This is a genomic window from Helicobacter sp. 10-6591 (assembly GCF_003288805.1).
Taxonomy (GTDB): domain Bacteria; phylum Campylobacterota; class Campylobacteria; order Campylobacterales; family Helicobacteraceae; genus Helicobacter_F.
The window spans coordinates 1-24,675 of the sequence record NZ_NHYK01000023.1 but is presented as its reverse complement, the minus strand read 5'-3'; the positions used below and the strand labels follow the sequence as shown (position 1 = coordinate 24,675).

Annotated in this window: 20 protein-coding genes, 1 tRNA gene, 1 other RNA gene and 1 pseudogene; 15 read left to right on the top strand and 8 right to left on the bottom strand. The window is 38.4% G+C overall.

From position 1 onward, the window contains the following. Window positions 1–110: 110 nt before the first annotated feature. The 4 genes from ssrA to CCY97_RS07290 form a co-directional block, all read right to left on the bottom strand. Window positions 111–479, bottom strand: a transfer-messenger RNA (tmRNA) gene (ssrA, locus tag CCY97_RS07300). 77 nt (window positions 480–556) lie between these two features. Then, window positions 557–724 (bottom strand): hypothetical protein, encoded by a 168-nt coding sequence (locus CCY97_RS08300; protein ID WP_181562862.1) that lies wholly within the window; start codon window positions 722–724, stop codon window positions 557–559. Window positions 725–751: 27 nt separating this feature from the next. Beyond that, entirely contained in the window at window positions 752–1,123 is a 372-nt protein-coding gene (locus CCY97_RS07295; RefSeq protein WP_146744526.1) for a hypothetical protein, read from the bottom strand. A 96-nt stretch (window positions 1,124–1,219) separates the two neighbouring features. Continuing rightward, a complete protein-coding gene (locus CCY97_RS07290) occupies window positions 1,220–2,188 on the bottom strand; it encodes an aspartate carbamoyltransferase catalytic subunit (RefSeq protein ID WP_112064813.1) in 969 nt (322 codons plus the stop codon). Window positions 2,189–2,295: 107 nt separating this feature from the next. Here CCY97_RS07290 and CCY97_RS07285 point away from each other — a divergent pair, with 107 nt between their 5' ends. From CCY97_RS07285 to xseA, 6 genes are read left to right on the top strand one after another with little or no spacing between them, the layout of a single operon-like run. Next, window positions 2,296–3,504, top strand: coding sequence for an aspartate kinase (locus tag CCY97_RS07285; protein ID WP_112064812.1), 1,209 nt, complete (start codon window positions 2,296–2,298; stop codon window positions 3,502–3,504). A gap of 5 nt (window positions 3,505–3,509) precedes the next feature. Then, complete coding sequence (locus CCY97_RS07280) at window positions 3,510–4,073, top strand: HobA family DNA replication regulator (RefSeq protein WP_112064811.1); 564 nt, start codon at window positions 3,510–3,512, stop codon at window positions 4,071–4,073. A gap of 2 nt (window positions 4,074–4,075) precedes the next feature. Then, window positions 4,076–4,735, top strand: a complete 660-nt coding sequence (locus CCY97_RS07275; RefSeq protein ID WP_112064810.1) for a DNA polymerase III subunit delta' — start codon at window positions 4,076–4,078, stop codon at window positions 4,733–4,735. Then, the gene (gene folP / locus CCY97_RS07270; protein ID WP_258457096.1) at window positions 4,732–5,943 is read left to right on the top strand and encodes a dihydropteroate synthase; all 1,212 of its coding nucleotides are present in this window, start codon (window positions 4,732–4,734) and stop codon (window positions 5,941–5,943) included. The genes CCY97_RS07275 and folP overlap by 4 nt, the downstream gene beginning before the upstream one ends. Next, window positions 5,943–6,935 (top strand): hypothetical protein, encoded by a 993-nt coding sequence (locus CCY97_RS07265; RefSeq protein ID WP_112064809.1) that lies wholly within the window; start codon window positions 5,943–5,945, stop codon window positions 6,933–6,935. Before folP ends, CCY97_RS07265 begins: the two co-directional genes overlap by 1 nt. A gap of 7 nt (window positions 6,936–6,942) precedes the next feature. After that, window positions 6,943–8,184 (top strand): exodeoxyribonuclease VII large subunit, encoded by a 1,242-nt coding sequence (xseA, locus tag CCY97_RS07260; protein ID WP_112064808.1) that lies wholly within the window; start codon window positions 6,943–6,945, stop codon window positions 8,182–8,184. A 199-nt stretch (window positions 8,185–8,383) separates the two neighbouring features. Here the strand turns inward: xseA and CCY97_RS07255 are convergent, their stop codons facing one another. Beyond that, window positions 8,384–11,563, bottom strand: a complete 3,180-nt coding sequence (locus tag CCY97_RS07255; protein ID WP_112064807.1) for a DNA translocase FtsK 4TM domain-containing protein — start codon at window positions 11,561–11,563, stop codon at window positions 8,384–8,386. A gap of 93 nt (window positions 11,564–11,656) precedes the next feature. Between CCY97_RS07255 and CCY97_RS07250 the strand changes: the two genes are divergently transcribed. The 3 genes from CCY97_RS07250 (at window position 11,657) to CCY97_RS07240 (ending at window position 15,964) form a co-directional block, all read left to right on the top strand. Continuing rightward, window positions 11,657–13,129, top strand: a complete 1,473-nt coding sequence (locus CCY97_RS07250) for a hypothetical protein (RefSeq protein ID WP_112064806.1) — start codon at window positions 11,657–11,659, stop codon at window positions 13,127–13,129. A gap of 10 nt (window positions 13,130–13,139) precedes the next feature. Further along, window positions 13,140–15,086 carry a ribosomal protection-like ABC-F family protein gene (abc-f, locus tag CCY97_RS07245; protein WP_112064805.1) on the top strand — a complete coding sequence of 649 codons (1,947 nt, stop codon included), beginning with the start codon at window positions 13,140–13,142 and terminating at the stop codon, window positions 15,084–15,086. Window positions 15,087–15,163: 77 nt separating this feature from the next. Beyond that, on the top strand, window positions 15,164–15,964 hold the full coding sequence (locus tag CCY97_RS07240) for a hypothetical protein (RefSeq protein ID WP_112064804.1): 801 nt from the start codon (window positions 15,164–15,166) through the stop codon (window positions 15,962–15,964). A 15-nt stretch (window positions 15,965–15,979) separates the two neighbouring features. Here the strand turns inward: CCY97_RS07240 and CCY97_RS07235 are convergent, their stop codons facing one another. Next, entirely contained in the window at window positions 15,980–16,690 is a 711-nt protein-coding gene (locus CCY97_RS07235) for a lysophospholipid acyltransferase family protein (protein ID WP_258457095.1), read from the bottom strand. 128 nt (window positions 16,691–16,818) lie between these two features. On the opposite strand from CCY97_RS07235, the gene mqnE reads away from it, so the two are divergent. From mqnE to CCY97_RS07215, 4 genes are all read left to right on the top strand, one after another. Beyond that, on the top strand, window positions 16,819–17,904 hold the full coding sequence (mqnE, locus tag CCY97_RS07230) for an aminofutalosine synthase MqnE (RefSeq protein ID WP_112064802.1): 1,086 nt from the start codon (window positions 16,819–16,821) through the stop codon (window positions 17,902–17,904). A gap of 27 nt (window positions 17,905–17,931) precedes the next feature. Further along, a complete protein-coding gene (gene lpxC / locus CCY97_RS07225) occupies window positions 17,932–18,834 on the top strand; it encodes a UDP-3-O-acyl-N-acetylglucosamine deacetylase (protein WP_112064801.1) in 903 nt (300 codons plus the stop codon). Between the two features lie 8 nt (window positions 18,835–18,842). Then, window positions 18,843–20,150 (top strand): glutamate-1-semialdehyde 2,1-aminomutase, encoded by a 1,308-nt coding sequence (gene hemL / locus CCY97_RS07220; protein ID WP_112064800.1) that lies wholly within the window; start codon window positions 18,843–18,845, stop codon window positions 20,148–20,150. 83 nt (window positions 20,151–20,233) lie between these two features. Beyond that, window positions 20,234–21,544, top strand: a complete 1,311-nt coding sequence (locus CCY97_RS07215; RefSeq protein ID WP_112064799.1) for a hypothetical protein — start codon at window positions 20,234–20,236, stop codon at window positions 21,542–21,544. 24 nt (window positions 21,545–21,568) lie between these two features. Here CCY97_RS07215 and CCY97_RS07210 read toward each other — a convergent pair. Continuing rightward, a tRNA-Leu gene (locus CCY97_RS07210) sits at window positions 21,569–21,653 on the bottom strand. Window positions 21,654–21,723: 70 nt separating this feature from the next. Continuing rightward, entirely contained in the window at window positions 21,724–23,028 is a 1,305-nt protein-coding gene (locus tag CCY97_RS07205) for a hypothetical protein (RefSeq protein ID WP_112064798.1), read from the bottom strand. Between the two features lie 201 nt (window positions 23,029–23,229). On the opposite strand from CCY97_RS07205, the gene CCY97_RS07200 reads away from it, so the two are divergent. Next, on the top strand, window positions 23,230–23,952 hold the full coding sequence (locus CCY97_RS07200) for a YebC/PmpR family DNA-binding transcriptional regulator (protein WP_112064797.1): 723 nt from the start codon (window positions 23,230–23,232) through the stop codon (window positions 23,950–23,952). A gap of 154 nt (window positions 23,953–24,106) precedes the next feature. Next, window positions 24,107–24,675: pseudogene (locus CCY97_RS07195) on the top strand (hypothetical protein); the annotation flags it as partial.

Sequence of the window (24,675 nt, the reverse complement as noted above, 5' to 3'; positions counted from 1 at the left end):
GTGTGAAAAAATACTTTGCAGGATTGCAGCTATCAAATGAAATTGCTAAAGATTATTCTTGGATTAATGCTGCGCTTAATGTTGGATTGGAGTTTTAGGAGGAAGAGAAATGGTGGAGTTGTGGGGAATCAAACCCCAGTCCAAAAACCAAACCCTCTTAAGAATCTACATGTTTAGACGAGATTTTTTATCTTTTTATTTGGCAAGTAAATCTCCAAACTCCGCCAAATAAGCAATTCTTAATCTTTTTGCTCCAACCGAATACATTAAAGCAAGCATCTAGCAAGATTACGATAGAAGACAAAGCGCTAGAAACCCTATTTCTATCGGCTCCAAAGGAGTTATAAACTTACGCGGCTTTTGCGTAAGCTGGAGCGTAATTTGTGTTGTTTGCGTTTAATTCAATGCGACAGTTTTAGAGCTTGTCAGCTCACATGCACTTAAGCAATCCAGTTTCTGTCGAAATTCTTTTCAACCCCAAAAATCATTAATCCGATGCCGTTTAATGAAACATCGGATTCTAATCAATCCAAGGCACCCAAGTCAAGCATAAAAACTACTCTATACTGTATTTCTCTAAAAGCTCTCTTAACTCCTCTTCTAAGTCCTCTAAACTAATCTCATCTGTACTAATCACAAATTCTGCATTTAACATAACTTTTACCTGTCTCTCAGCCATACCTTTACTAGAACCAAGCGATTCAAATTCAAAATTCAATTCCATAAACCTCACCCCCTTGATAATGATTCTTTAAAACAACCCTTTCAGCGAAGACCACACTACTTCCATATTTTTACTTTTAAAACCTTTTTTATCATAAGCCATCTTGAGTTTGCGTAAAACTCTTTTTTCAAAATATGAACCAATTCTTAAGCCCTCTGCACTCTTCATAACCACATAAAAACCTAAATCATGATTGTTAGCATATTGTTTCAAATGCCCAAGATTTGCATGAGAAACTAGGTCATTGATACGCACACACTCTTTATCAAAAAATTTCAAAATTTCTGGCGAAGTTTCAGCAATTCTGACGGCGTGTTTATAATACTTAAAACGACCCTTCATACATTCCCCTCCAAAATATTTAAGTTGTTTTTTTTTTTTTTTTACAGGCTTTATCAAATCCCAAACTATCGAAACGACAATATTATGGTAAGAATTGCAAGATTTCACAATTTTAAGTAATCAAAAATTATGAAAATACACAAAATTACACACTTAACAAATGAGAAAGTCCAGTACTGCCATTCTAACACATACTCCATTTGTAACTTGATCCAGGACCTTAGAACGCGGATCTTTTAACACTTCATCATCAATATCAATATTCCTATGAACAGGTCCTGGATGCAAAACGATACAATCATTATCCCCTAACACTTCCTTTGTAACACAAAATAAACTGGCATAATCTTTAAGTGAACCATAAATAACTTGATTGTGCCGTTCAGTCTGTGTCCTCAGACTCATTATCACATCTACAGAATCTGCCACTGCTTTCAAATTATAACTTGTCTTAAGAGTAGTCTTCGGTAAAAAATGTGGTGGAGCGACCAAAATCACTTCCATACCAAAACGTGTAAGAAGCTCAATATTGCTATTTGCTACACGAGAGTTTGTAATATCACCTACAATAGCAATTTTTTTGTTCTGGAGAATCTGCATACAAATATTGAAAAAATCACGAGATTCATACCCCATGCTTCCTTGAGATAGACAAAAATGCTCAATAATGGTAAGCAAGTCTAAAAATGCCTGCGTAGGATGAGAATGTGCACCATCACCACCATTAAGTATGGGACAATTTACTTTTGAGCTCAAATAGTATCCAGCCCCTGCATTTTTATGCCGTATAACAATAGCATTTGGTTTCATCGCATTGAGATTTGCTGCAGTATCAGAAATTGTCTCACCTTTAGTGGTTGAACTCCTTGATACATCAAGACGCAATATCTCGCCACCGAGATTTTTGACAGCCAATTCAAAGCTTGAAAGTGTCCGGGTAGAATTTTCAAAAAAGATTGTGATGACCTTCTTATCTTTCAATGGAAAATGTGTAGGAGTTTGGCTAAGAATAAGAGATTTGTAATACAAGGCTTTTTGGAAAATAGAGAGAATTTCTTCATTGCTAAAGTCACTTGTCCGGATAAGATGGCGTACATCTTTTGGATTACAATCCGCTCTCACTGATATTCCTTATATAAGCGTTCTTGAGCCTCATTATACTTGCCTAATCCTGAAAATTAAGCATTGTTGTTTTATGATTGCGCGCTTAATTTATACAAAGGGTAAGAATGTTGGTTGTGCAAAAATATGGTGGCACAAGCATGGGTGGGTGTGACAAAATCCAAAATGTGAGAGATCGCATCATACAAACAAAACAACAAAAAAAATGCTCTCTTGTTGTTGTAGTCTCTGCAATGAGCGGGGAAACTGACAGATTATTAGAATACGCACATTTTTTTAGCAAGCTCCCTGATACAAGGGAGCTGGATATGGTATTAAGCTCTGGAGAGCGTATAACAAGTGCACTTTTAGCTATAGCCCTTAATGCACAAGGGATAAAAGCTATTTCACTTAGCGGGCGCGGGGCTGGGATCGTCACCGAGAGCATGCATACAAAAGCACGCATCAAACATATAGATACGCAAAAGATCAGCCAACTCTTAGAGCAAGATTATGTCGTTGTAGTAGCTGGATTCCAAGGTGTAGATGAAAATGGCGAGGTTACTACACTAGGGCGTGGGGGCAGCGATCTGTCTGCTGTCGCACTTGCTGGCGCACTTCAAGCAGATTTGTGTGAGATTTACACCGATGTGGACGGAATCTATACGACTGATCCGCGCATAGAATCCAAAGCAAAAAAAATCGAAAGGATAAGCTATGACGAAATGTTAGAGCTTGCTTCTATGGGGGCAAAAGTATTATTGAATCGGTCTGTAGAATTAGCCAAAAAGTGGGGAGTAAAGCTTGTTTCTAAAAATTCATTTAGCCAAAGCGAAGGCACACTAATTACCAATGAGGAGGACATAATGGAGAAGCCAATCGTAAGTGGTGTAGCACTTGATAAGAATCAGGCGAGAGTAAGCATTGCAGATGTGCTTGATCGCCCAGGCATCGCTGCTGAGATTTTTGGTGCTCTAGCCCAAAACAACATCAATGTGGATATGATAGTCCAAACTATTGGTAGAGACGGGAAAACTGACATTGACTTCACAATACCCCAAACTGAAGTGGAACTGACTAAAAAAGTTCTAGATAGATTTCATGATTATGTCCAAAGCATAGAATATGATTGTGATATAGCTAAAGTTTCAATTGTTGGCGTCGGTATGAAATCCCACAGCGGTGTGGCTAGTACAGCATTCAATGCGCTTGCAAAAGACAATATTAATATTATGATGATTGGCACGAGCGAGATAAAAATATCAATGGTGGTGAATATCAAATACGCAGAACTTGCAGTACGCACACTGCATGATGTATACCATCTCGATAAGTAGTCGCCATGGAGAATCTTGATATATGGCTACTTAAAGCTATACGAGCAGAAGATAACAAAGGAATAATGAGTGGCTGGCTAGAAGAAAGAAGACTAGAGCTCACACCACTATTCAGGCAGGCACTAAGACATTTATTTTCGCGTGGCAGCTTTATCGTTCTGACAGATTCTGCACGTAAATGGTTTGGGGATTACATAACCCAAAGTATCAACTTACCCAACAAAACCCGACCATTCTTTTCGATTTTTGAAATAAATTCGCTCGGATTTATTATAGATTCCACACTCCGAGATACGCAAGATAGAGGATTTCTTTCGATTTTTAAGATGCTAGATAATTCCTTTTGTCAAAATTATGCCTTTTGGTATATTGGTAAAAAATCTACAAGAAGCGAGTTTGCGCTAGTTAGAGACAACTCTTTTGTATGGTTACTTGATGAGCGTTTGCCAAATACCTTAACCCTAAGCTCTGCTGATGAATTGCTAGATTTCAAACTTTTGCAGCTTTATAGGTTGTTTGAGCAGGCATTTTGCGCAGCAATATTAGGACAACTCAGTATAGAGCCTTAACCATGCAAACCCAGCAAGAGTTCTTTATCGGTGAGCTTCATATATGTGCGAATTTTAATGAGGTACTTAGTAATCTTACACACAACAAAGACAAAGAGAATCTGCGTATCTTATACCCAAGAGATGAAAATGGAAAAGAACAAGAGTTTAAAATCGACAATGCACGAGAGGTGATAGCCCATGCATACATAGCTTGCTCTCAAGTCAAAACACTTATTCTCTGTGCGCCAAAATATCGCATAGAAGCGCAAAATGCCTTACTTAAGATTTTAGAAGAGCCACCTATTAATACACAATTCATAATGATTGCGCCAAGTAAAAATGCCCTTTTACCGACAATAATCTCGCGTCTGCGAATAATCACTTACAAAGACCATAAAGAGCTGCCACGACTGGAGCTAGACTTGTGTAAGCTTGATCTCAAACAGATTTATAACTTTTTGCAAGACTGCAACAAACAACACAGGAGCGTCCAAGAAGTCAAAGAGAGAATCCAAGCTCTGCTTCTAAGCGCACACAAGCACCAGATTCCTCTTGGAAACCAAGATTTGCAAGCTTTTGACAAAGCCATAAAACAAGCAGATTGTTTTGTCAGAGAAAATCTTATATTTGCGCCACTTCTCTTAAAAGTCCGCTCCGCTGTTTTAAAGGCCAGAATGTGAATCTCACACTTCTTTCACCTACTTTAGCTCTAAATGCACTCAAATATGTAGGTGCAGATGCGCAAGGCCAAAAAATTATGGGCAAGAAACTCGAGTTGTTATGTTTTGAAATTAAAGGTCTCTCATATGTAGCAAGCGGGATTCTCAAACAAGAAGCATTAAGTGTGGGTGCAGAATATGCTACCCCAAAAGAGCAGATTCTCTATCAGGGTCAAAAGCTTGGCCTGCTTTTTGGTAGTAAAAGCGCTCTCTTGATACTTTGTGCAAAACTCAAAAAACAAGATTTTGGACTCAAAGAAGTCGCACACAAACTCTCCTTACACTTAAACGCCCGCTCAAATAGCAGGCGAATGCACACTCCAGGCACTCTCTTGCAAAATGCACTCGATGATTCGCTACAGCAAATTATGGCTATTATCAATATTACACCCGATAGCTTTTATCACAAAAGCCGCAAAAATAGCAGGCAAGCAATAGAGCGTATTTATAATCTACTGCAAAAGGGTATAAAATACATCGATATAGGCGCGGCAAGCTCGCGTCCAGGAAGCGATCTTATAGAATCTGATGTAGAAATTTCACGCTTACAAGAAGTATGTTCTGAGATAAAAACACAAAATCTTGAGAATAAAGCATTTTTTTCTATCGATACTTACAATCCACAAACTGCAGAATTTGCACTCAAACATGGATTTAAAATCATAAATGATGTGAGCGGATTCAAAAACAAGCTTATGAGCAAGATCAATGCACACTATAATGCAATCGCCATCCTCATGCACTCAAAAGGTACACCAAAAGATATGCAAGACTTTACCCAGTACGAAAATATCTTTGAAGAAATAGGTATGTTTTTTGCACAAAAAATTGAAGAGATTCTCCAGGCTGGAGGAAAAGAAATCATTTTAGATATTGGTTTTGGGTTTGCTAAGACTTTGCAGCAAAATCTCGCACTTACCGCTCATCTCAAGCACTTTAAATACTTTAACTATCCTCTATTGTTTGGTGCAAGTAGGAAAAGCTCGCTTGGCGAGATTACAAAAAAAGAACCGCAAGAACGTTTAAGCGCTACTTTAGCCCTGCATCTCCTAGCAATCCAAAATGGTGCAAATATCTTACGTGTCCATGACGAAGATGAGCATATTGATATGCTCCATGTTTATCATACATTACAGCGCAATCACCTAGATACACAAGGATTAATCTAATGCTACCACCCAAGATGGCATCAAAACCTACGATGATAATGCTCCTAGAGCAGTATGGCTATACAAAAGAAAGCCTCGATAGTATGGATATTGAAGATCTACATGAAGCATACACAAAATGCGTGAGACAATTTATCAATGTATTTATTTCAAACGAGAATAAAGAGAATCTCAAAATTTCCTCTCTGGTAGATTTTGAACACATAACAAGTTACAAACAAAAACTCAAAAGCAGTCTTAATAACGTCTCCTCATTGATACAAGCATTGCTTGAAGGCTACAAAGAATTGAGCTACCAAGAAATCAATGACATACTTGTAGCAATCACCAAAAACCAATCCGCACATAAAATCCAGAGAATCTCGCGCATAGCCTACCGCCAATTCCAAGAGATACTACTTTCACAAATCAATGACCACATCAAAGAACTACCAGTGCAAGAATTTATAATGCTAAGAGACCATTACGAGAAAGAAAGAGAGAATCTCGCTTTATTGAATGAAACCATCCATAAACTGATAGATCCCAGCACAAAACAACAAGTTTTTATTATGGCTCGCACAAAACTTCTTATTATCCAAGATTTTATGCCAGATCTTATGTATGCAACCTACAAAGATTATTATGACAATACAGCAGAAAAACTTGAACTTGTCGCAAAAATCATGACGCTCACTGGTCTTTACACTAAAAACTATCTGAAAAGCATCCCTCTAGAAAATCTCCAAGAGATGCACCAAGAGATGCTTGAGTATAACCGCCAAAATGATCAAGACAGAAAAATATTCCTCAAATACTCAAGGGCGATACAAGAGAGCATTTATAGCAATGATGATGATGCATTCAATGAAGTATGTTCTCGCGCTATCACCCACTTAACCAATAAGCAGCTCACGATGTTTACTGAATATATGGTCGGACAAAATCCATTTTTCCTCAGTAAGTTTGAATCTGCGATGAATGAATATAAAAAGAAAATGAATATCAAGTGAGCACCAAATGAATATAAGTGTGAGTGAATTAAACGCTCAACTCAAAGCATTGGTAGAAAGCACTTTCTTGCAGGTGTGTGTAAGGGGCGAGATTAGCAATCTTACAATCCATAGCAGCGGACATATCTACTTTTCACTCAAAGACAAAGATTCCCAGATCCGCTGTGTGATGTTTAAAGGCAACGCACTCTCACTAAGATTCCAACCCAAAAATGGCTTAAAAGTTCTTGTGAATGGAAGTATAAGCGTATATATTCCGCGTGGAGAATACCAAATCCAAGTCTTAAACATCACTCCAGATGGCTTGGGCGAGCTAGCCTTAGCCTATCAAGAGCTCAAAAACAAACTGCAGGCTAAGGGATATTTTGATAAAAGTGCAAAACTCCCGCTTTTTCCTAAGAAAATCGCCATCCTCACTTCAAATACTGGCGCAGCAATACATGACATGCTTAAAATTGCTACCAAAAGATGGAATCTCTGCCAAATCCATTTGCTCGATACCTTAGTGCAAGGCAAAGATGCAGCAGAATCCATCGCAAGAAACATTGCTTATATCGATAGCTTTCATAAGACGCCAGAAGCCTATGATGTGATAGTCATAGGCAGAGGTGGCGGAAGCATAGAGGACTTATGGGCATTTAACCAAGAAGTTGTAGCTGAGGCTATATTCCATGCACAAACGCCAATAGTGAGCGCGGTAGGACATGAAAGCGATATGCTTATTTCAGATTTTGTCGCTGATGTGCGTGCACCTACACCAAGTGGGGCTATGGAACTTTTATTACCCGACAAAAACGAGTGGTTCTTGCGATTAGATGAAATGTTAGATTCTCTGCATTGCGCATTCTCACAGGTTATAAAACACAAGAGCGCTTCCTTACAGCGAACACAAGAACTCTTAAATCCGCAAAACTTTGAATCCAAAAACACTCTGCGCACTTTAGCGCTTCATCATCTCAAGAGTACTCTAGATTCGGCATTAAACAACATCTTGCAGACAAAAAAGCACCATATTGGATTATTATCTCCCCTGCTTTTTCAAGAATCCCAAAATATCTTCTCGCGCAAATACGCACATCTAAATACTCTCACAAACACACTTGAAGCAATCAATCCGCAAAGTATTTGTGCGCAGGGCTTTGCACAAATACGTAAGAATGATGAAGTCATAAGTCTCAAAGAACTCCAAAGCGGCGATACTATCACTCTGCAAGATTTAGAAACGAGCAAAGAAGCAAAGATTCTTTAAGTTTTTTTTTTTTTTTTAATGGTCCTCTGTGGAAATGTTACAAGCATGGAATCCAATTTGGAAAATACCTGATGGGTATAAATATTTTTGGGGTAACCGCTTGGGGGGTACGCTTCAGTTATGCCACACTCTCAAACATGACGCTAGTATGTGATGAATATTGGCATCCATCGTGATCTTGTTAATGATGGACCAAGTCTTATGCTCCTATAATCTCGCGCACTCCCTTGGCATTACGCTTTGAAAGGAAACCTTCTTTTTCAAGCTGCTCGACGTAATTTGTCGCACGATTGAATCCTATAGAAAATCGTCTTTGGACGCTGCTTGATGAGGTATTGCCACTCTCAAGCATAAAGCGCTTTATCTGCTCTAGCATATCTCCATCTTCTTGCAGCTCTGCTTTATCTGCAAGAATACTTTCCTTATCATCAAGCAAAAAGCTCTTGTCGTATTCTGGCTGCTTTTGTGACTTGATAAATTCTACGACTCGCTCTATTTCTTCCTCTGTGCTAAAAGGAGCATGGAGCCTAATCATTGTGTCAGAGATTTTAAAGAGCATATCACCTTTGCCTAGCAGTGATTCTGCTCCTACAGAATCTAAGATAACCTTCGAATCTACCTTGCTACCTACCTTATAGCTTATGCGCGAAGGGAGATTGCCTTTAAGCGTGCCGGTTACTACATCTACACTTGGACGCTGTGTAGCGATGATGAGATGGATACCACAGGCCCTGCCCATTTGGGCGATTCTGCTTAGTGGTGCTTCGGCTTCTCTGCCTGAAGTCTGCATCAAGTCTGCTAGCTCATCGATGATAATCACAAAATAGCTTAAACACTCCTCACCCTCCTCTTTTGCCTTTTTGTTGTAGCTCTCAATCTCTTTGACACGCATATCTTTCATTTTTTCATAACGTCTATCCATTTCACGCATTGCACTTATAAGGCCATTGATGGCCTTTTTTGGATCAGTGATAATAGGAGTGATAAGGTGGGGAATATCCGCATACAAAGAAAACTCCACACGTTTTGGGTCTATCATCATAAGCTTCAGATTATCTGGAGAATTTTTATAAAGGAGTGAAAGAATCATCGCATTTATCCCAACACTTTTGCCGCTTCCTGTCGTCCCTGCAATCAATAGATGCGGGAGTTTTCTAAGATCTTGGACGAAGGGATTACCTACAATATCTTTCCCAAAAGCGAGTGTAAGACTTGAGGTCGTGCTTTTAAAGAGATCTGATTCTAAAACTTCACGCAAATAAATTGTCTCTGTCTTGTTGTTTGGAATCTCTATTCCTACAACATCTTTGCCTGGTACAGGAGCTTGGATTCTTATAGATTTGGCAGAAAGTGCAAGTGCGAGGTCATCTTCTAAGTTGAGAATTCTTGAGACTTTGACATTTGGTGCTGGACGGAACTCAAAAGTCGTAACAATAGGTCCGCTATAGGTGCGCACAACATCACCATCAATTTTGAAGGTCTTAAGCTTGGCTAACAAAATCTCGCTTTTTGTGTCAATTTCTACCTCATCAACTTGGTTTTTGAATCCATCAGGCTGATTCAAAAGGCTTGTAAGCGGAAGTTTGAAATTGAGCGGAGTGAGTGTTTTGCCAAAATCCAAGTTTTTGAGCAATTGAGTGTTTTCATCAAGCTCACGCACTATTGTGTGTGTTTTTCCGTCTTGCTGAGATTGCGCACTCTGACCTGAAGTATTTGGCGCGCTCTGTTCTGGTTGTATAGATATTGTGTGCTGCATAGGTGGCTGCTCCTGTGATGGCACCACTTGGGTAGAACGCAAATCTATAGCCGGTGTGTTGCCAGATTGTGTGGGTGTCTCGCTTTGTATAGCAAGTGTGCGTGTGGAATCAGGCGATTGGATGGGGCTATGTGAGTCTTGTTGAATATTGGGTATGTCTTGAGCTATGAAAGTCTGGCTTTCTGTATCGGGAAGTTGCCCATCACTTGGCTGAGATTCTGGTGTGCTTGGCTGATAAGAATCTGGCTCTGTAGAATCCAACTTAATAGAAACCTGAACCTCCTCTTTTGTCTGTGTTTGTGCTTCTGCTTTTGTCTCTTGTTTTGGCTCTGTTTTTATTTTCTCTTGGGATTCTTCTAAGTCGTTTTGAGTATCTGTAGATTCTTGTATTTCTGTGACCAAAGGGGTTTGGGGAATCTCTTGGATAATGCTTTGTATATCAAGAGGTGCTTTTGGCATGTTGTCCAAATGCAAATGCTTAAAAGTCTTATGCAATGCAAATGTATCTGCTATCTGAGGTTTTTGTGTAGATAAAGGCTCATTGGTCCTAAGGAGAGTAATTTCTTCTATAAGATCAAAATGCTCTTCTTTACGCTGTGAGAGATGAGGTTGCAAGACATCAGTTTGCAACAACTGGGCATGTGTAGTCTGAAAATGTTTGATTTGCTCTTGCAAGAATCTTTGCGCATCAAGTTCGGTGTTTGGGACTATTTGTATATCAGATTCTTCGGATGCTGCATCGTGCTCTGGAGTTTTATTTTGAGCATCTGCATTGTTCGTAGTTTCGTGTATGACTTGGTTTGCATGTCGGTCTAGTTGTGCTTGGAAAGTATCTGCACGCTCTTGTGTGGTATGGCTCAAAGACTCTAACTTAGCAGGCTCATAGACCTCTTTTATTTCTGTAAGATTCTGCACAGCTTGGAGATTCTTTAGTCTTTCTTGCTCTTTTTGAATCATCGATTCTCTGGCGATTCTTAACTTTTCTTGTCTCCTATGATAGGCCGCTATGACAAAATCCATAAACTTATGGAGTCTCTTGACACAATAAGCAATGGAATCTTTTGCAAACCGCAAGGCTCTTTGCACAAAGGCACATAAAAACTCCCAGTTCTTCTTGGCATATTTTTTGGATTGTTTTTTTAAATACTCCACCAAAACATCTACTTTGCTCTGTATAGCTACAAAGATTGATAAGAACAAACAACCCAAACTTAATATCCACACGCCAAAATTCCCAATCAATCTTTGCAAAAAAGATACAACATTGTTACCAAAAACCCCGCTTGCAAATAGCAATGACTGTATGAGTAAAAGGCTTGCAAATCCAAGTAGCCCGGCTATACTCAATTCTATTTTTCGGAAGTTTAAATGGGGATCTTTATAAAGTCGATAGGCTGGATACAGAAAAAAAAGCAGATAGATATAAGCAAGATACCCAAAAAGATTGGTATTAAAGTTCGCAAAATTTCTTCCTATAACGCCAACAGCCCCACTTTCGCCAATGATTGTGGCAAGAAATAAAAAGATTATAAGAATATTGCAGGCTATATAAATATAGATTTTGTAAGAATAAGTGTTTTTGTCTTTTATGGGGAATCCTTTACACCAAGTTATACCAAGCACATATTTAAGCCTTGAAAATAAGCATAATAAAGATTCTTAAAAGCTTAAATATACTACTATATCGCACATTTTCAATGCTTTTTGAGGATCTTAATGCACGGAAAAATCTCAAGGTATTCTGTACGAACCAAAAGTGGTACAGTGATAAATGCCTCAAAAAAAATTTTTGAATTACCTGCTACTAGCTGGCATGATCCAAAAATGCTTCCACAAGTCGGTTTATTTGTCGAGTTTCGATGTAGTGATAATGGCTATACGATACTGGATTGCCGAGCATCGAGTTATCAGGATTTCCCCAAAAATTCTGTAATCAAAGAAATTGATTTTTGGCGCACAAAAACTGACGAGGAACTTAAGGCAAAAGAAGCGCAAATAAAAGCAAACATTATTAGAAAAATTTGTATGTACACAAATTATTTTAAACTCGTAGAAATCGGATTGGACAAAACACACCAAGATTGTATAAAGAGCTTTTTTCGCGATGGATTTAATGCAATCTCATACCTTGAGCAAATACAGCAATCATCCAGTCGTAATGATTTACCAAAACTTAATTACATCATCTTAAAGCCATTTTTACAAAAAGCTATGAATTATTTTATTGCAAATGACAAACATGAGATTATGGATAATTTTGCCTCTGAAATGCAAGTCATTGCACGACTTGAGTATTCTTATAACTACTTTAAGACAAATGCCAATATCAGTGCCAAAAAAATCTACAAAGCAGCATTCTTAGATGAGCAATACAATTATCAAAGTGTCTTACAAGCTATTGAGGCATTTGGCGAAAAAGATATGCAGATAAAAAATAAAATCCAAAGCCATACCATGGAGCTACAAACAATCCAAACAAAACTGGATTCCAAAACAGGCAACCAAGGAGTTTTAAATAATAGAAAATACGAATTAGAAAAAAATATTAAAAAATTAACAAATGATTCTCAAGCTATACAATCACTCGTAGCGCGTTTAAAAGATATGAGCAATAAGTTTGTGGAAGATAACTTCAAGATTTTTGAGAAAGTTTTTTTACAGATATATAAGATTCTTATAGAGCAAACAAAAGAAGCTCTGGACATTTCAGCTACTCTTTTAGACGACAAAATTTATAGCTTGAGCACATCATCTCAAGCAATCAAAAACATCTTTTTTCGACAAAATATCAACACACCCTTTTGTGCTGCTACATTTTTAGGACATCACATTGCACGTTTGAATAAAGAAAAAATGAGCAATCTTGATACGGTCATGTACAACTACTACAAGCGGTATAGCAAGAGCTACAAAAATTATGTGATTTTTAGTGAAAATGAGGCATTTAGACTGGATCTGAAAATGAAAGTTTTTGCAAAATCCAAAATCAATTGCGTGTATATCTTTGCAAAAGAGATTGAGTATTTTACAGCTGTCAATCGCATGAAATTTGAAATATGCTTTATTGATTCTGATTTGAAAAGGACGAATCCAAAAGACATACTGCAAGCTGGTGCATCTTCTAAAATCAATAAGGACATAAAATTTGTATTGCTGAAATTTAACCAAATCAATAATTTAGAGTTTTAAACTCTTACCTATGACACTCCTTAATCTTCTCAATGTGCGCAAGCAATACAACCACAAAATTATTTTAGACAATGCTAATTTTCATATCCAAAAGGGTGAGAGAATCGCCATTATTGGCAAAAATGGGAGTGGCAAAAGCACTCTTTTAGGCCTGCTTGCTGGTGTTTTAGAAGCAGATGCTGGTGAGCGAGTGGTAAGCAAAAATCTGCAAATACTTACATTACAGCAAAGCCTAAACTTTCCTCCAAACTTTAGTGTAGCTCAAGTTATAGAGGAAGGATTGAATGACTTGAAAGCCGCCCATACCAGACTGAGTGCAATCCAACAGACTCTGCAATCTTGCGCAGATTCTATTTTGGAAGAATATGCAAACTTGAGTAATTTCATCGATGAGCATAATGCTTGGGATTTGGAATCTCTAGTTTCTGAGGTTATTGAAAACTTTGGCTTGCATGAATTCAGAGATAGACTGGCAACTTCGCTTAGTGGAGGAGAACAAAAGAAAATAGCTTTGTGCAGATTGTTTTTGACAAGCGCAGATTTATTGATTTTAGATGAGCCGACAAACCATCTTGATACGGAAATGGTAGGTTTTTTGGAGAGTTTTCTAAAAAAGAGCAAATTAAGCATTGTCTTTGTAAGTCATGATAGGTATTTCATAGAAAATATCGCTACACGAGTAGTCGAGGTAGAAAATGCCAAGCTAGAGAACTATGATGGAGGCTACATAAGCTACCTAGCACAGAAAGAGGAGAAACTGCGTGCTTTATGCAAAATACACCAAAACCTTCTAAAAACGCTCAAAAGAGAGGAAGAGTGGCTAAGACGCGGGGTACAAGCTAGAGTAAAACGCAATGAAGGACGCAAGAATCGCCTCTTGTCATTAAGAGAGGAGGCAAAAACAAATCCTAGTATTATCAACAAGATGCGCTTAGAGATACAGCGGCAAAAAAAGCATTTCAACAGGAGCGAGGGTAAGAATGCCAAAAAATGCCTTTTTGAGATTGAAAATCTCAGCAAAGATATGTATGGCAAAACACTACTAAAAGACTTTAGTATAAGAATCTTGCAAGGTGAAAAGATCGCTGTAGTTGGTAAAAATGGCAGCGGGAAAAGCACATTCTTAAAGCTTTTGCTAGGGAAGATTACACCTAGTGGTGGGGTAATAAAGCGCGGCAATATCCGCATAGGTTACTTTGATCAGCATTTGGATATCTTGGATGATTCCAAAGATTTATTTGAGACATTTTGTCCAAATGGTGGAGATAGTATAGAGGTAAGAGGCAAAAGTATGCATATCTTTGGCTATCTTAAGAATTTCCTTTTTCCAAAAGAGTTTTTGAACAAAAAGATTGGCTTTCTTAGTGGTGGGGAGAAAAAGCGCGTGGCTTTGGCATTGCTTTTTACCAAAGAAGTTGATGTGCTATTGCTTGATGAGCCTACAAATGACTTAGATATCGCTACCATTAGCATTGTAGAGGAGTATCTTTCAGAGTTTAATGGTGCGCTTATTTTCGTGAGCCATGACAGATATTTCGTCGATAAGCTTGCCTCAAAGCTACTAGTTTATGGGGAAAATGCCTCTCTGAGCGAAAGCTATACCAGCTACAGTGAATATTTAGAGCTAGATTTTTATCTGAAAGAATTACACAGCTTAGAGCAAGAATCAGTAAAAAACACCACAAAACCCCACACACAGACAAAGCCTGTGAATTCCAAAAAAACCACGAAGCTAAGCTACAAGGAGTCTCTACTCTTAGAGAATCTGCCTGATGAAATTACGACATTAGAGAAGCAGATTGCCTGCATCAATGATGACTTAAGCAAACCAGAGGTGTATAAGACAAAAGGAATTAGCACATTAGCAGAGCAGCTTTGCCAATTACAAAGTGCTTTGGATTCTAAACTTATGCTTTATTTTGAACTCCAAGAAAAGCAAGAAAACCTACAAAAATAAGACTGGTATTAAATTAGTGAGTTATAATCCGCGTCCTTTTTTTGGAACTAATTTCTCTAACTTATAAGGATTGATTTATGAAAGTTTTTTATCGAATATTTTTGTTTCTTTTATCTACTACTACAGCTTTTGGTGCAAAAGATTCTCTTATCACCTATGAAATAGAAGGTGGCTTGAACTACTATGACTATCGCGAATACAACCAAAGAGCGCACCAAATAATGAAGATATCTGGTTTTATGAGTGGGATACAAGGAAAAATCTCTCACAAGTACAACCCAATTCTGTCTCATAATATTAGCGGCGGGTATTACACAAGTATCAATACCAAATACGATGGCCAACTCCAAGATGGTACACCGTATGCCACAGATTCCAAAGATTATTATTACTTCGCGCAATATATGCTAGCTCCGCATATTAACAGTGGATTTTTGGACTTTGGAATCGATACAGGTTTAGGCTATCGATTCCATCACCAAAAAGACAAAGTATCCTATCGCCGTGACCAGCACTACCTCTATTATATTTTGGGCGTCAATGCAAGCCTTAACTTCAAACAAAATATGACCCTCACTTTTATCGCACAAAACCAATTCATGCTCAAAGCTTGGAACAAAACCTATCTCACTGATATACGTTATGACCGCGATATATTGCTTAATCAAAAAGAAGGCTATGGATATTATTATGCGCTCAAGCTAAGCTATGCCCCAAATAATCAGATCTCGCTTTTTAGCACATTGTATTACCAGTTTTGGCATTTGCAAGATTCTGATGTCAAAACAGCAAAGGACAGACAATCACAGTCAAAAGAATTTGTAGAGCCAAGAAATAAAACACACATCATAGGGCTAAATGTCGGTGTAGAGTTTTAAGCTAGCAAAAATTGATCAGCCACCAAAGACTTGTGCTTTGAGTGTTTGGGTTTCCATATCAAAATTTTTACTTGAAAGGCGTTGGCTCAAAAGGGTTTTGGCCTGCTCTATCGGGAGGTTTGGCTCAAAACTCAGTGCGCTTAATGCATGGTAACTGATTGTGCTAAAAGGCTTTGGTATCTTTAATCTGTCCCATGTTTTTAACTCCCAATAATCACTAAACAAAATTCTTATCGGGAGAATTGCTACATTTGTTTTCATACTCATAGCAATACAACCATTAGCAATAGAATGATAAGGCCCCTTTGGTCCATCGGGAGATATTCCTATGCTAGCACCAGATTCTAGGACTTTTATAGAATCTACTAGCACCTTAAGCCCGCCTTTTGAGCTAGAGCCTCTCAATCCACACAATCCAAACAAACGACACAATCTCGCAAGAATCTCACCATCAAAATGCTGTGAATGGATGATATAGACCTCTTTTTTTTGCCCTTTTTTCATATACTTTTTGAGTTGTTTATAAATAAAGGGAAGCATTAAAAATTCGCCGTGCCAAAACGCACCTACAAAATTGGAATGCAAGCTTTTGGTATCAATATAAAATCTATGGCGCGTAAGACAATACAATATCCATAGCACGCACCATATAAGATAGGGTGCTATGAGAAGCAAAATTTTGCGCTTTGTTTGTTTTGAGAAAAAAGGCTTCTTAAAAATCATCATATAACCTCAATACATACTTGTTAGACAAGGGGTAATTCTAACGGAATTTTCTAAAAGTTCGTTGGCACATATTATTAGAGAATATGCGCTAGAATTGCGCACTTTAGCTATATGTAAGGAAGCTAGCGATGCAAAGAATTTTAGAACAAGCACTCAGTGGTGAGGAGTTGAGCGCGCAAGAGCTAAGTAAACTCTATGAGCTTGATATATTCACACTTGGTGAGGCTGCTGATTCTATCCGACAAGCAAAATACCAAAAAAAAATATTCTTCAATGTCAATCGCCATATCAACCCCAGTAATATTTGCGCAGATATTTGTAAGTTTTGCGCGTTTTCCGCACACAGAAAGAATCCCAATCCTTATGAAATGAGCATTGATGAGATTCTCATCCAAGCGATTGCTTCTGCTAAAAACGGTGCAAAAGAACTCCATATCGTTTCAAGTCACAATCCAAACTACACTTATGATTGGTATATGAATGTTTTTAGAGAGATAAAAAAAGCCTTGCCTGATATACATATAAAGGCCTTAACCGCAGCGGAGGTGGATTTTATCGAAAGAAAATTTGGCATAGACTATCAACACGTGCTTGAGGATATGGCAAAAAATGGCGTAGATTCTATGCCTGGAGGCGGTGCGGAGATATTTGCACCAAAAGTGCGCGAGTATATTTGCAAGGGCAAGGTCAAAGCCAATCGTTGGCTAGAGATCCATAGATACTGGCATTCACTGGGGAAAATGAGCAATGCAACCATGCTATTTGGACATATAGAATCCAAAATAGACAGACTTGATCATATGTTGCAACTAAAAACTGCACAAAGCGAGAAAAGCCGTGTGGATTCAAAACTTGGTGGATTCAATGCATTTATCCCGCTTTTATACCAGAGAGAAAATAATTATCTTAAAGTCGATTCATTTCCTACAGGACAAGAGATTTTAAAAACTATCGCCATTGCGCGCATTGTATTAGATAATATTCCTCATATCAAAGCCTACTGGGCCACTTTGGGGTTAAATCTTGCGCTTGTAGCTCAAGAGTTTGGCGCTGACGATTTGGATGGGACGATTGAGGTAGAAAGCATACAGTCTGCCGCAGGTGCTAAGAGCAAAAATGGAATCCCAAAAAATGAGCTGATCTACCAAATCAAAAACGCAGGATTTCTCCCTGTAGAGAGAGATTCTATCTATAATGAATGTGCGGTATATTAAATGCAATATTTTTAAGGAGTGTTTGCAATGAAACAAAAAACTATTGGTAAAAAAGTCGAGCTTGTAGGTATAGGGCTGCACAAAGGAGTGCCTGTAAAAATGACTTTAGAACCATTAGCAGAAAATAGCGGGATAATCTTTTATCGTAGTGATTTGGGCGCAAGCATAGAACTCAAACCCCAAAATGTAGTAGATACAACTATGGCTACCGTCCTAGGTGTGGGAGAAGCACGCGTTTCTACAATAGAGCATTTGCTCTCTGCCATCCATGCACATGGGATTGACAATCTTAAAATCATACTTGACAACGAAGAAGTGCCTATCATGGATGGAAGTGCTATCGGGTATTGTATGCTCTTAGAGGAAGCAGGCATCATCAAACAAAACGCATCAAAGCGTGCAATTGGAATCAAAAAACCTATAGAAGTCAAAGAAAACGATAAATTCGTACGTGTGGAGCCAAGCGATAAGACAATCTTTGATTTTGCTATCAAATTCCCACACCAAGCAATCAAAGAGCAGGCATACAAATTCACGTTCTCGACTTCAGCTTATATCCAAGAGATAGCACGCGCTCGCACTTTTGGATTCTTAAGCGAAGTAAATTATTTACGATCGCAGGGTTTGGCTAAGGGAGGGGATTTGAGCAATTGTATTGTGCTGGATGAAAATGGAATCATGAACAAAGAAGGTTTGCGATACAAAGATGAATTTGTGCGTCACAAAATCTTAGATGCTATTGGCGATATGGCACTTATTGGCATGCCTTTGATTGGGACTTATATAGCTTTTGCTGGAAGCCACAAACTCAATCATCTTTTGACTGAGAAAATTTTAAGTGACGATAAAGCTTATGAGATTCTAAATTTAGAGGATTACGCAGAAGAAGAAGGGATTGAATACAGCGTAGCAACAATTCCTACTATATAGAGGCAGACATGAATCTTACCAATAGCATCAATAACTTCAATGAAGCAAAGCAAGTGATTGTAGGCGGGGTGAATTCTCCTGTACGCGCTTTTGGCGCTGTCTCTGGAACCCCAAGATTTATAAAAAGAGGTGAGGGCGCATATATTTATGATGAGGACGACAATAAATATATCGATTTTGTCCAAAGCTGGGGGCCACTGATTTTTGGACATTGCCATAAAGATATAGAATCTCACATACTCCGTGCGCTCAAAAATGGCACAAGCTTTGGCGCTCCTACAGAGCTTGAGACTGCACTAGCAAAAGAAATAATAGCTGTGTATGAGAATATCGACAAAGTGCGCTTGGTAAATTCTGGTACAGAAGCCACGATGAGTGCTATAAGACTTGCGCGAGGCTTTAGCGGTAAAGATGACATTATAAAGTTTGAGGGCTGCTACCATGGACACTCTGATAGTTTGCTCGTGAGTGCAGGGAGTGGCTGTGCGACTTTTGGCTCTCCAAGCTCACTAGGCGTGCCACATGATTTGAGCAGGCATACCTTAGTAGCGCGTTACAACGATATAGATTCTGTGAGAAGCTGCTTTGAAGAGAGTGCAAATAAAGGCAGTGGCGTAGGATGTGTGATTATAGAACCAATTGCTGGGAATATGGGGTTAGTGCCTGCGGATAAAGAGTTTTTGTACTCTCTACGCAAGCTTTGCAATGAGTTTGGCGCGGTGCTGATTTTTGATGAGGTAATGAGCGGTTTTCGCGCTTCGCTGAAGGGTGCATTGGGCTTTTATGATGTTTTGCCTGATATGGTGACTTTTGGTAAGGTGATAGGTGCTGGGCTACCTCTGGCAGCTTTTGGTGGTAGAGATGAAATAATGAATCTCCTATCACCTCTGGGCGGTGTCTATCAAGCAGGCACATTAAGTGGCAACCCTCTTGCAGTAAGTGCTGGACTATGCGCGCTTCTTACACTCAAGCAGAACCCAAAGATTTACTCACACTTGGAATTTTTAGCAAAAAGATTACTTGAAGGTTTTAAAGCCGCAAGCCAACAAGCCAATATTCCTATACAAACCAATGTATGCGGTTCTATGTTTGGGTTTTTCTTTTGCTCTCATGAAGTGAGAAACTTTGAGGACGCTAAAAGAGCTGATAATTTATTGTTTGCAAAATTCCACGAAAAGATGCTGGCAAAAGGTGTGTATTTAGCCTGCTCGCAATTTGAGACAGGATTTATTTGCACCCCTATGACTGAAAAAGACATAGATAGTGCGATAAATGCTGCAAATGAAAGTCTATGTGAGATAGCACAGGGAATCTAGAGCAGCTATACGCTCTTTTAAAACTCTACCACTCTTCCTACTCTGTACCTCCTGCAAAAGAGGTTTATATATAAGGGATAAAAATGGAATCTTGTAGTGATTCTAAAAACGCTCACCCAACATTCCAGCTAAGACTGCCACTTGCTGTATGTATGATTTTAGATTCTTTACAAAATGCTGGTTTTGATGCTTTTATTATCGGTGGATGCGTGCGCGATAGGCTTTTAAAAAAACGCGTTAAAGATTGGGATATAGCTACAAATGCCACGCCTCAAGAGATTATAGAGATTTTTTCACACAATGGGCATTTTAAGATTGTGGATTTTGCGATGCGCTTTGGTTGTATTGGTCTGGCAAAAGATAAGAAAGTCTTTGAAATTACTACTTTCCGCACAGAAGGAGAATACAAAGATTATCGGAAGCCAAGTTCTGTGAGTTTTGCGAAAACTTTACAAAAAGATGTATTGCGGCGTGACTTTAGTATCAACGCACTCGCTTATACGCATCAAGTCGGTATCATTGACTATGTAGATGGATTACAAGCACTACAAAAGTGTGAAATAGCCTGTATTGGGGATGCAAATAGATGCTTTAGCGAGGATTCTTTGCGAATTTTGCGAGCCATCAGATTCCGTGCTACTCTAGGTTTTCAAATACACCCCGATACGAAAAGAGCAATTTTTTCAAATGCTCACCTTTTGTTGTATTTGAGCAGTGAGCGTATAAACAGCGAACTTAGCAAAATGATTCTAGGAAAATATATTTTTTACGTATTAACAGAGTTTGAGGAAATCTTTTGGACTATTTTTGTGAAATTCTCCCAAGCTTCTAGTTCACATCTGCAAGATCACACAACGCTTTTTTATAGACGCAACTTAGGACTTATAAAATATGCTCCAAAGAATCTTGTTGTGCGATTTGTGCTGATTTTTGGGAGTTTTACTACAGATTATGTTGTAGACAAGACTTTAAACAAACTTAAATATCCAAAAAACTTTAATTTGCAGGTGTTGGGTCTTTTGGAAACATACAAACAAGCACAGAGATTTGAGCAAAATGGTTTTGATAAATTGGATATCAAAAAGCTTTTTATTGCACTGGGAAGAGAGAATATTGGAGATTTTTATACACTTTTAAAAACGTGTCAGAAAGCAAAAAATTTGCCTGCTTTTTGCTCTTATGCCTATGCGAATAAAGATAATTTGTGTCAAGTTTTAGAGATAAAAGATCTCTGTGTAAATGGAGAAGACCTAAAAAAGCTTGGTGTATGTGAGAGCAAAAAAATTGGCAAGGTCTTACAGGGACTTTTTTATGAGGTTTTACAAGAAAAGCTTTCAAACACTAGAGAACAGCTACTCACAAGAGCTAAAGTACTTCTAGAAATTTCAAATTAGAGTTAAAAAAGGATGAAGAAAGACTGGTGCGGAAGAGAGGACTTGAACCTCCATGCCTTGCGGCGCTAGATCCTAAGTCTAGTGCGTCTGCCAGTTTCGCCACTTCCGCGAACAAGCCTAGCATTCTAATGATGCTCGGCTTAAGTTAGGCTCATCAAAAGCCCAATAGGGGATGTCTCTTAAAATGAAGCTTTTACAAAAGCAATGATATTGTTTCTGCGCTTATTGAAATCTATACCGTTATTTTCTATATCCTTAAGCGATGCTCTTGAGCTCACAAAACCGCCACCAATCTTAACATTTGTACCATTATTCTCTCCATAGATTCTGAATTGTGCAACCACAGAAAGCTCTGAATAGCTCCCACCAGCATAAAGCAAATCAAGTTCTAATTTAGAATCTGGCTTAATCCCACCAAAGATATACCAAATGCCTGCATTACCGTAGTAGCTAAATGGATTTGTGCCATACCAGCCGTTTCCACGATACCCATAGAATCTACTATTGTCATGTCCATAGAGGAGTGTTCTGTGTTTTCCTGTCTTAATATATCCTGCACCGACCTTAAAAATATTAGAAATGATAACCTCTTCATCGATCCAAAGAATGAGAGAGTTTTGGGCTTGTTTATTTATTTCATACTTTTGCCACAACACTCGTAATGTAGTGTTTGAATCTATGCCTTTACTACCTTGAACGCTAAGTACTGCTTTCATCCCTGCACTTAATATAGTTTTTGCGTTACGTTGTTGGTAATTGAACCACCTATAATTGGTGTCATACATTAAGAAAGGGCTGAATTTAAAAGTGTCATAGTCTAAGTCTATACCACCCATAAATACTTCTCCAGGGTGAGTGTTTTTGTATGAGCTGAAAGTATTAAAGTGCGCCATCTCGTAGGACATACGATTTTGGTTTCCATACACACCGAGTTTTGAATTCATCCATAATCCCCAGATTCCAAAATTTCGTGCATTAACATTGAATGCTGCCCCTTGGATATGTCCATAGAGCCAATCCAAACCTGAATACGCTTGTGCACCTTTGGAACTTCCTTTTTTTCCGGTATTCTTAGAATTGTCCAAATAAAACCTACCTACATCAAAGCGTCCTGCGATAACAGAGACGGCCTTATCATCGTATTTAAGATAGATATCTGATACATCATAGTTTTGCCAGTAATGCTTCTTGCCTACAGGAGTTCCTTTATTACTGTATAAATAATTTTGGTATACAGGAAATGCACCCCAAAGTCCAAGACCAAAATTTAATGTATTACTCAAACCTATGTCTACCCCTAGATTCCCTACGATTGCACTATAAGCTGCTTGAGTGCTTTTATTGTTTGAAGTGAAAGCTGGCATATTATTCAGACCTTGATAATAGTATGCACCCAAGAAACCAAAAGGTGTAACTTCTGCGCTTAAAGATACGCTTAAGCCAAGCGTACTTGCAAGTATTATAGAAATATGTGACTTACTCATTTTTTCTCCTTATTGAGGAAATTTTTATCCAAACAACAAACGGCTATGATAGCAACTTTTTACATATTTTTTATTAAATTGTTGCAATAAAAAATCAGCTAGATTCGGGGTTAAACTTTTTCTTATAGAAGTTTGATTAGTATGAATACTCTGAAATAAAGCCGTACAACTAGGTGTTATCAAAGTATTGAAGGGTGTGTTATGGGAAGGGCATTTGAATATCGTAGAGCAGCCAAAGAAAAACGTTGGGATAAGATGAGTAAGGTTTTTCCAAAACTTGCTAAAGCTATAACACTCGCAGCAAAGACAGGAGGAGAAGATCCTAGCATGAACGCAAGACTGCGTACAGCGATAGCCAATGCCAAAGCCCAAAATATGCCAAAAGATAATATTGACGCAGCGATAAAACGAGCAAGCGGCAAAGACGAACAACTATATGAAATGACTTATGAAGGCAAAACTGCTAATGGAGTGTTGATTTTCATTGAATGTGCTACCGATAATCCTACACGCACGATAGCAAATATAAAAAGCTATTTTAATAAAACCCCTGGAGCACAGATAGTGCCTAATGGGTCTTTAAATTTTATGTTTGAGCGCAAAAGTGTTTTTGCATTTGAGAAACCACAACAAGATTTGGGTGAATTAGAACTCACTCTTATTGATTATGGCTTACAAGAGATTGAAGTGAGAAGTGATGATGATGGTGAATTTGTAGTCGTATATGGAGATTATAAAGATTTTGGAAGCTTAAATGAGGGCTTTGAATCTCTGGGTATACCGCTCAGAAAAGCGACCCTACAGAGAATCCCAACAAATCCAATCACACTTGATGAAGCACAAATTATGGAGTTAGAAAAACTTCTAGAGAGAATCCAAGATGATGATGATGTGCAAGCACTTTATACAAACCTTAAAGACTGACCAGATAGCCTGCACCATGAGTATGGACAGATTTGCTTTAAAATAAGTCAAGAATCGGGATTTACTTACATAGAATTGGGGTAAGAGAAAATGCAGATTCTCTATCTCATCTAATACGCTTCACTAAGACACCCATTACATGAAAGGTAGCAAAATGATGAAAGCCTTTTTTAGTATCCTTAGCGTTTATAGCACGCCTATGAGTTTGCATGAGTTTGATCGCACACATTTTCAGAGCGCTTTAAGCTATGGATTGTATGCGCCACTTGCCTCTAAGTTATTAGAATCTCGTGGTGTTGTCTTGCACCCATTTTTTGCACAGGGACACAATTTTCGCTATGAAATCGGCACAGAACATGGTGTGAGTGCATTGCTTGCGCATACACTCGGGGATTTGCTAGAAAATATTGATATTGGTTATATCGCAAGCGAATGCAATATTTCAGAGGAGGAATTGGCGTTTTTAAACAAGTATAAAGATTCCCAACCAATTGCTCTGCTTTTAGGCAGAGACCTCTATTTCCACCCGCACGCGGAATTTATCGCGCATACGCTTGGCAGACTTTCTACAAAATGCCAGATAAGATTTTTTGCCCAAGATTTTACTCCAATCCCACATACAAACCACACACAAGAGATTCTCAATACAGACATTTTAGAATCTTTACCTGACAATAACGGTGCTTACGTCTATCTACTCAAAGACAATGATTGTAAAGATTT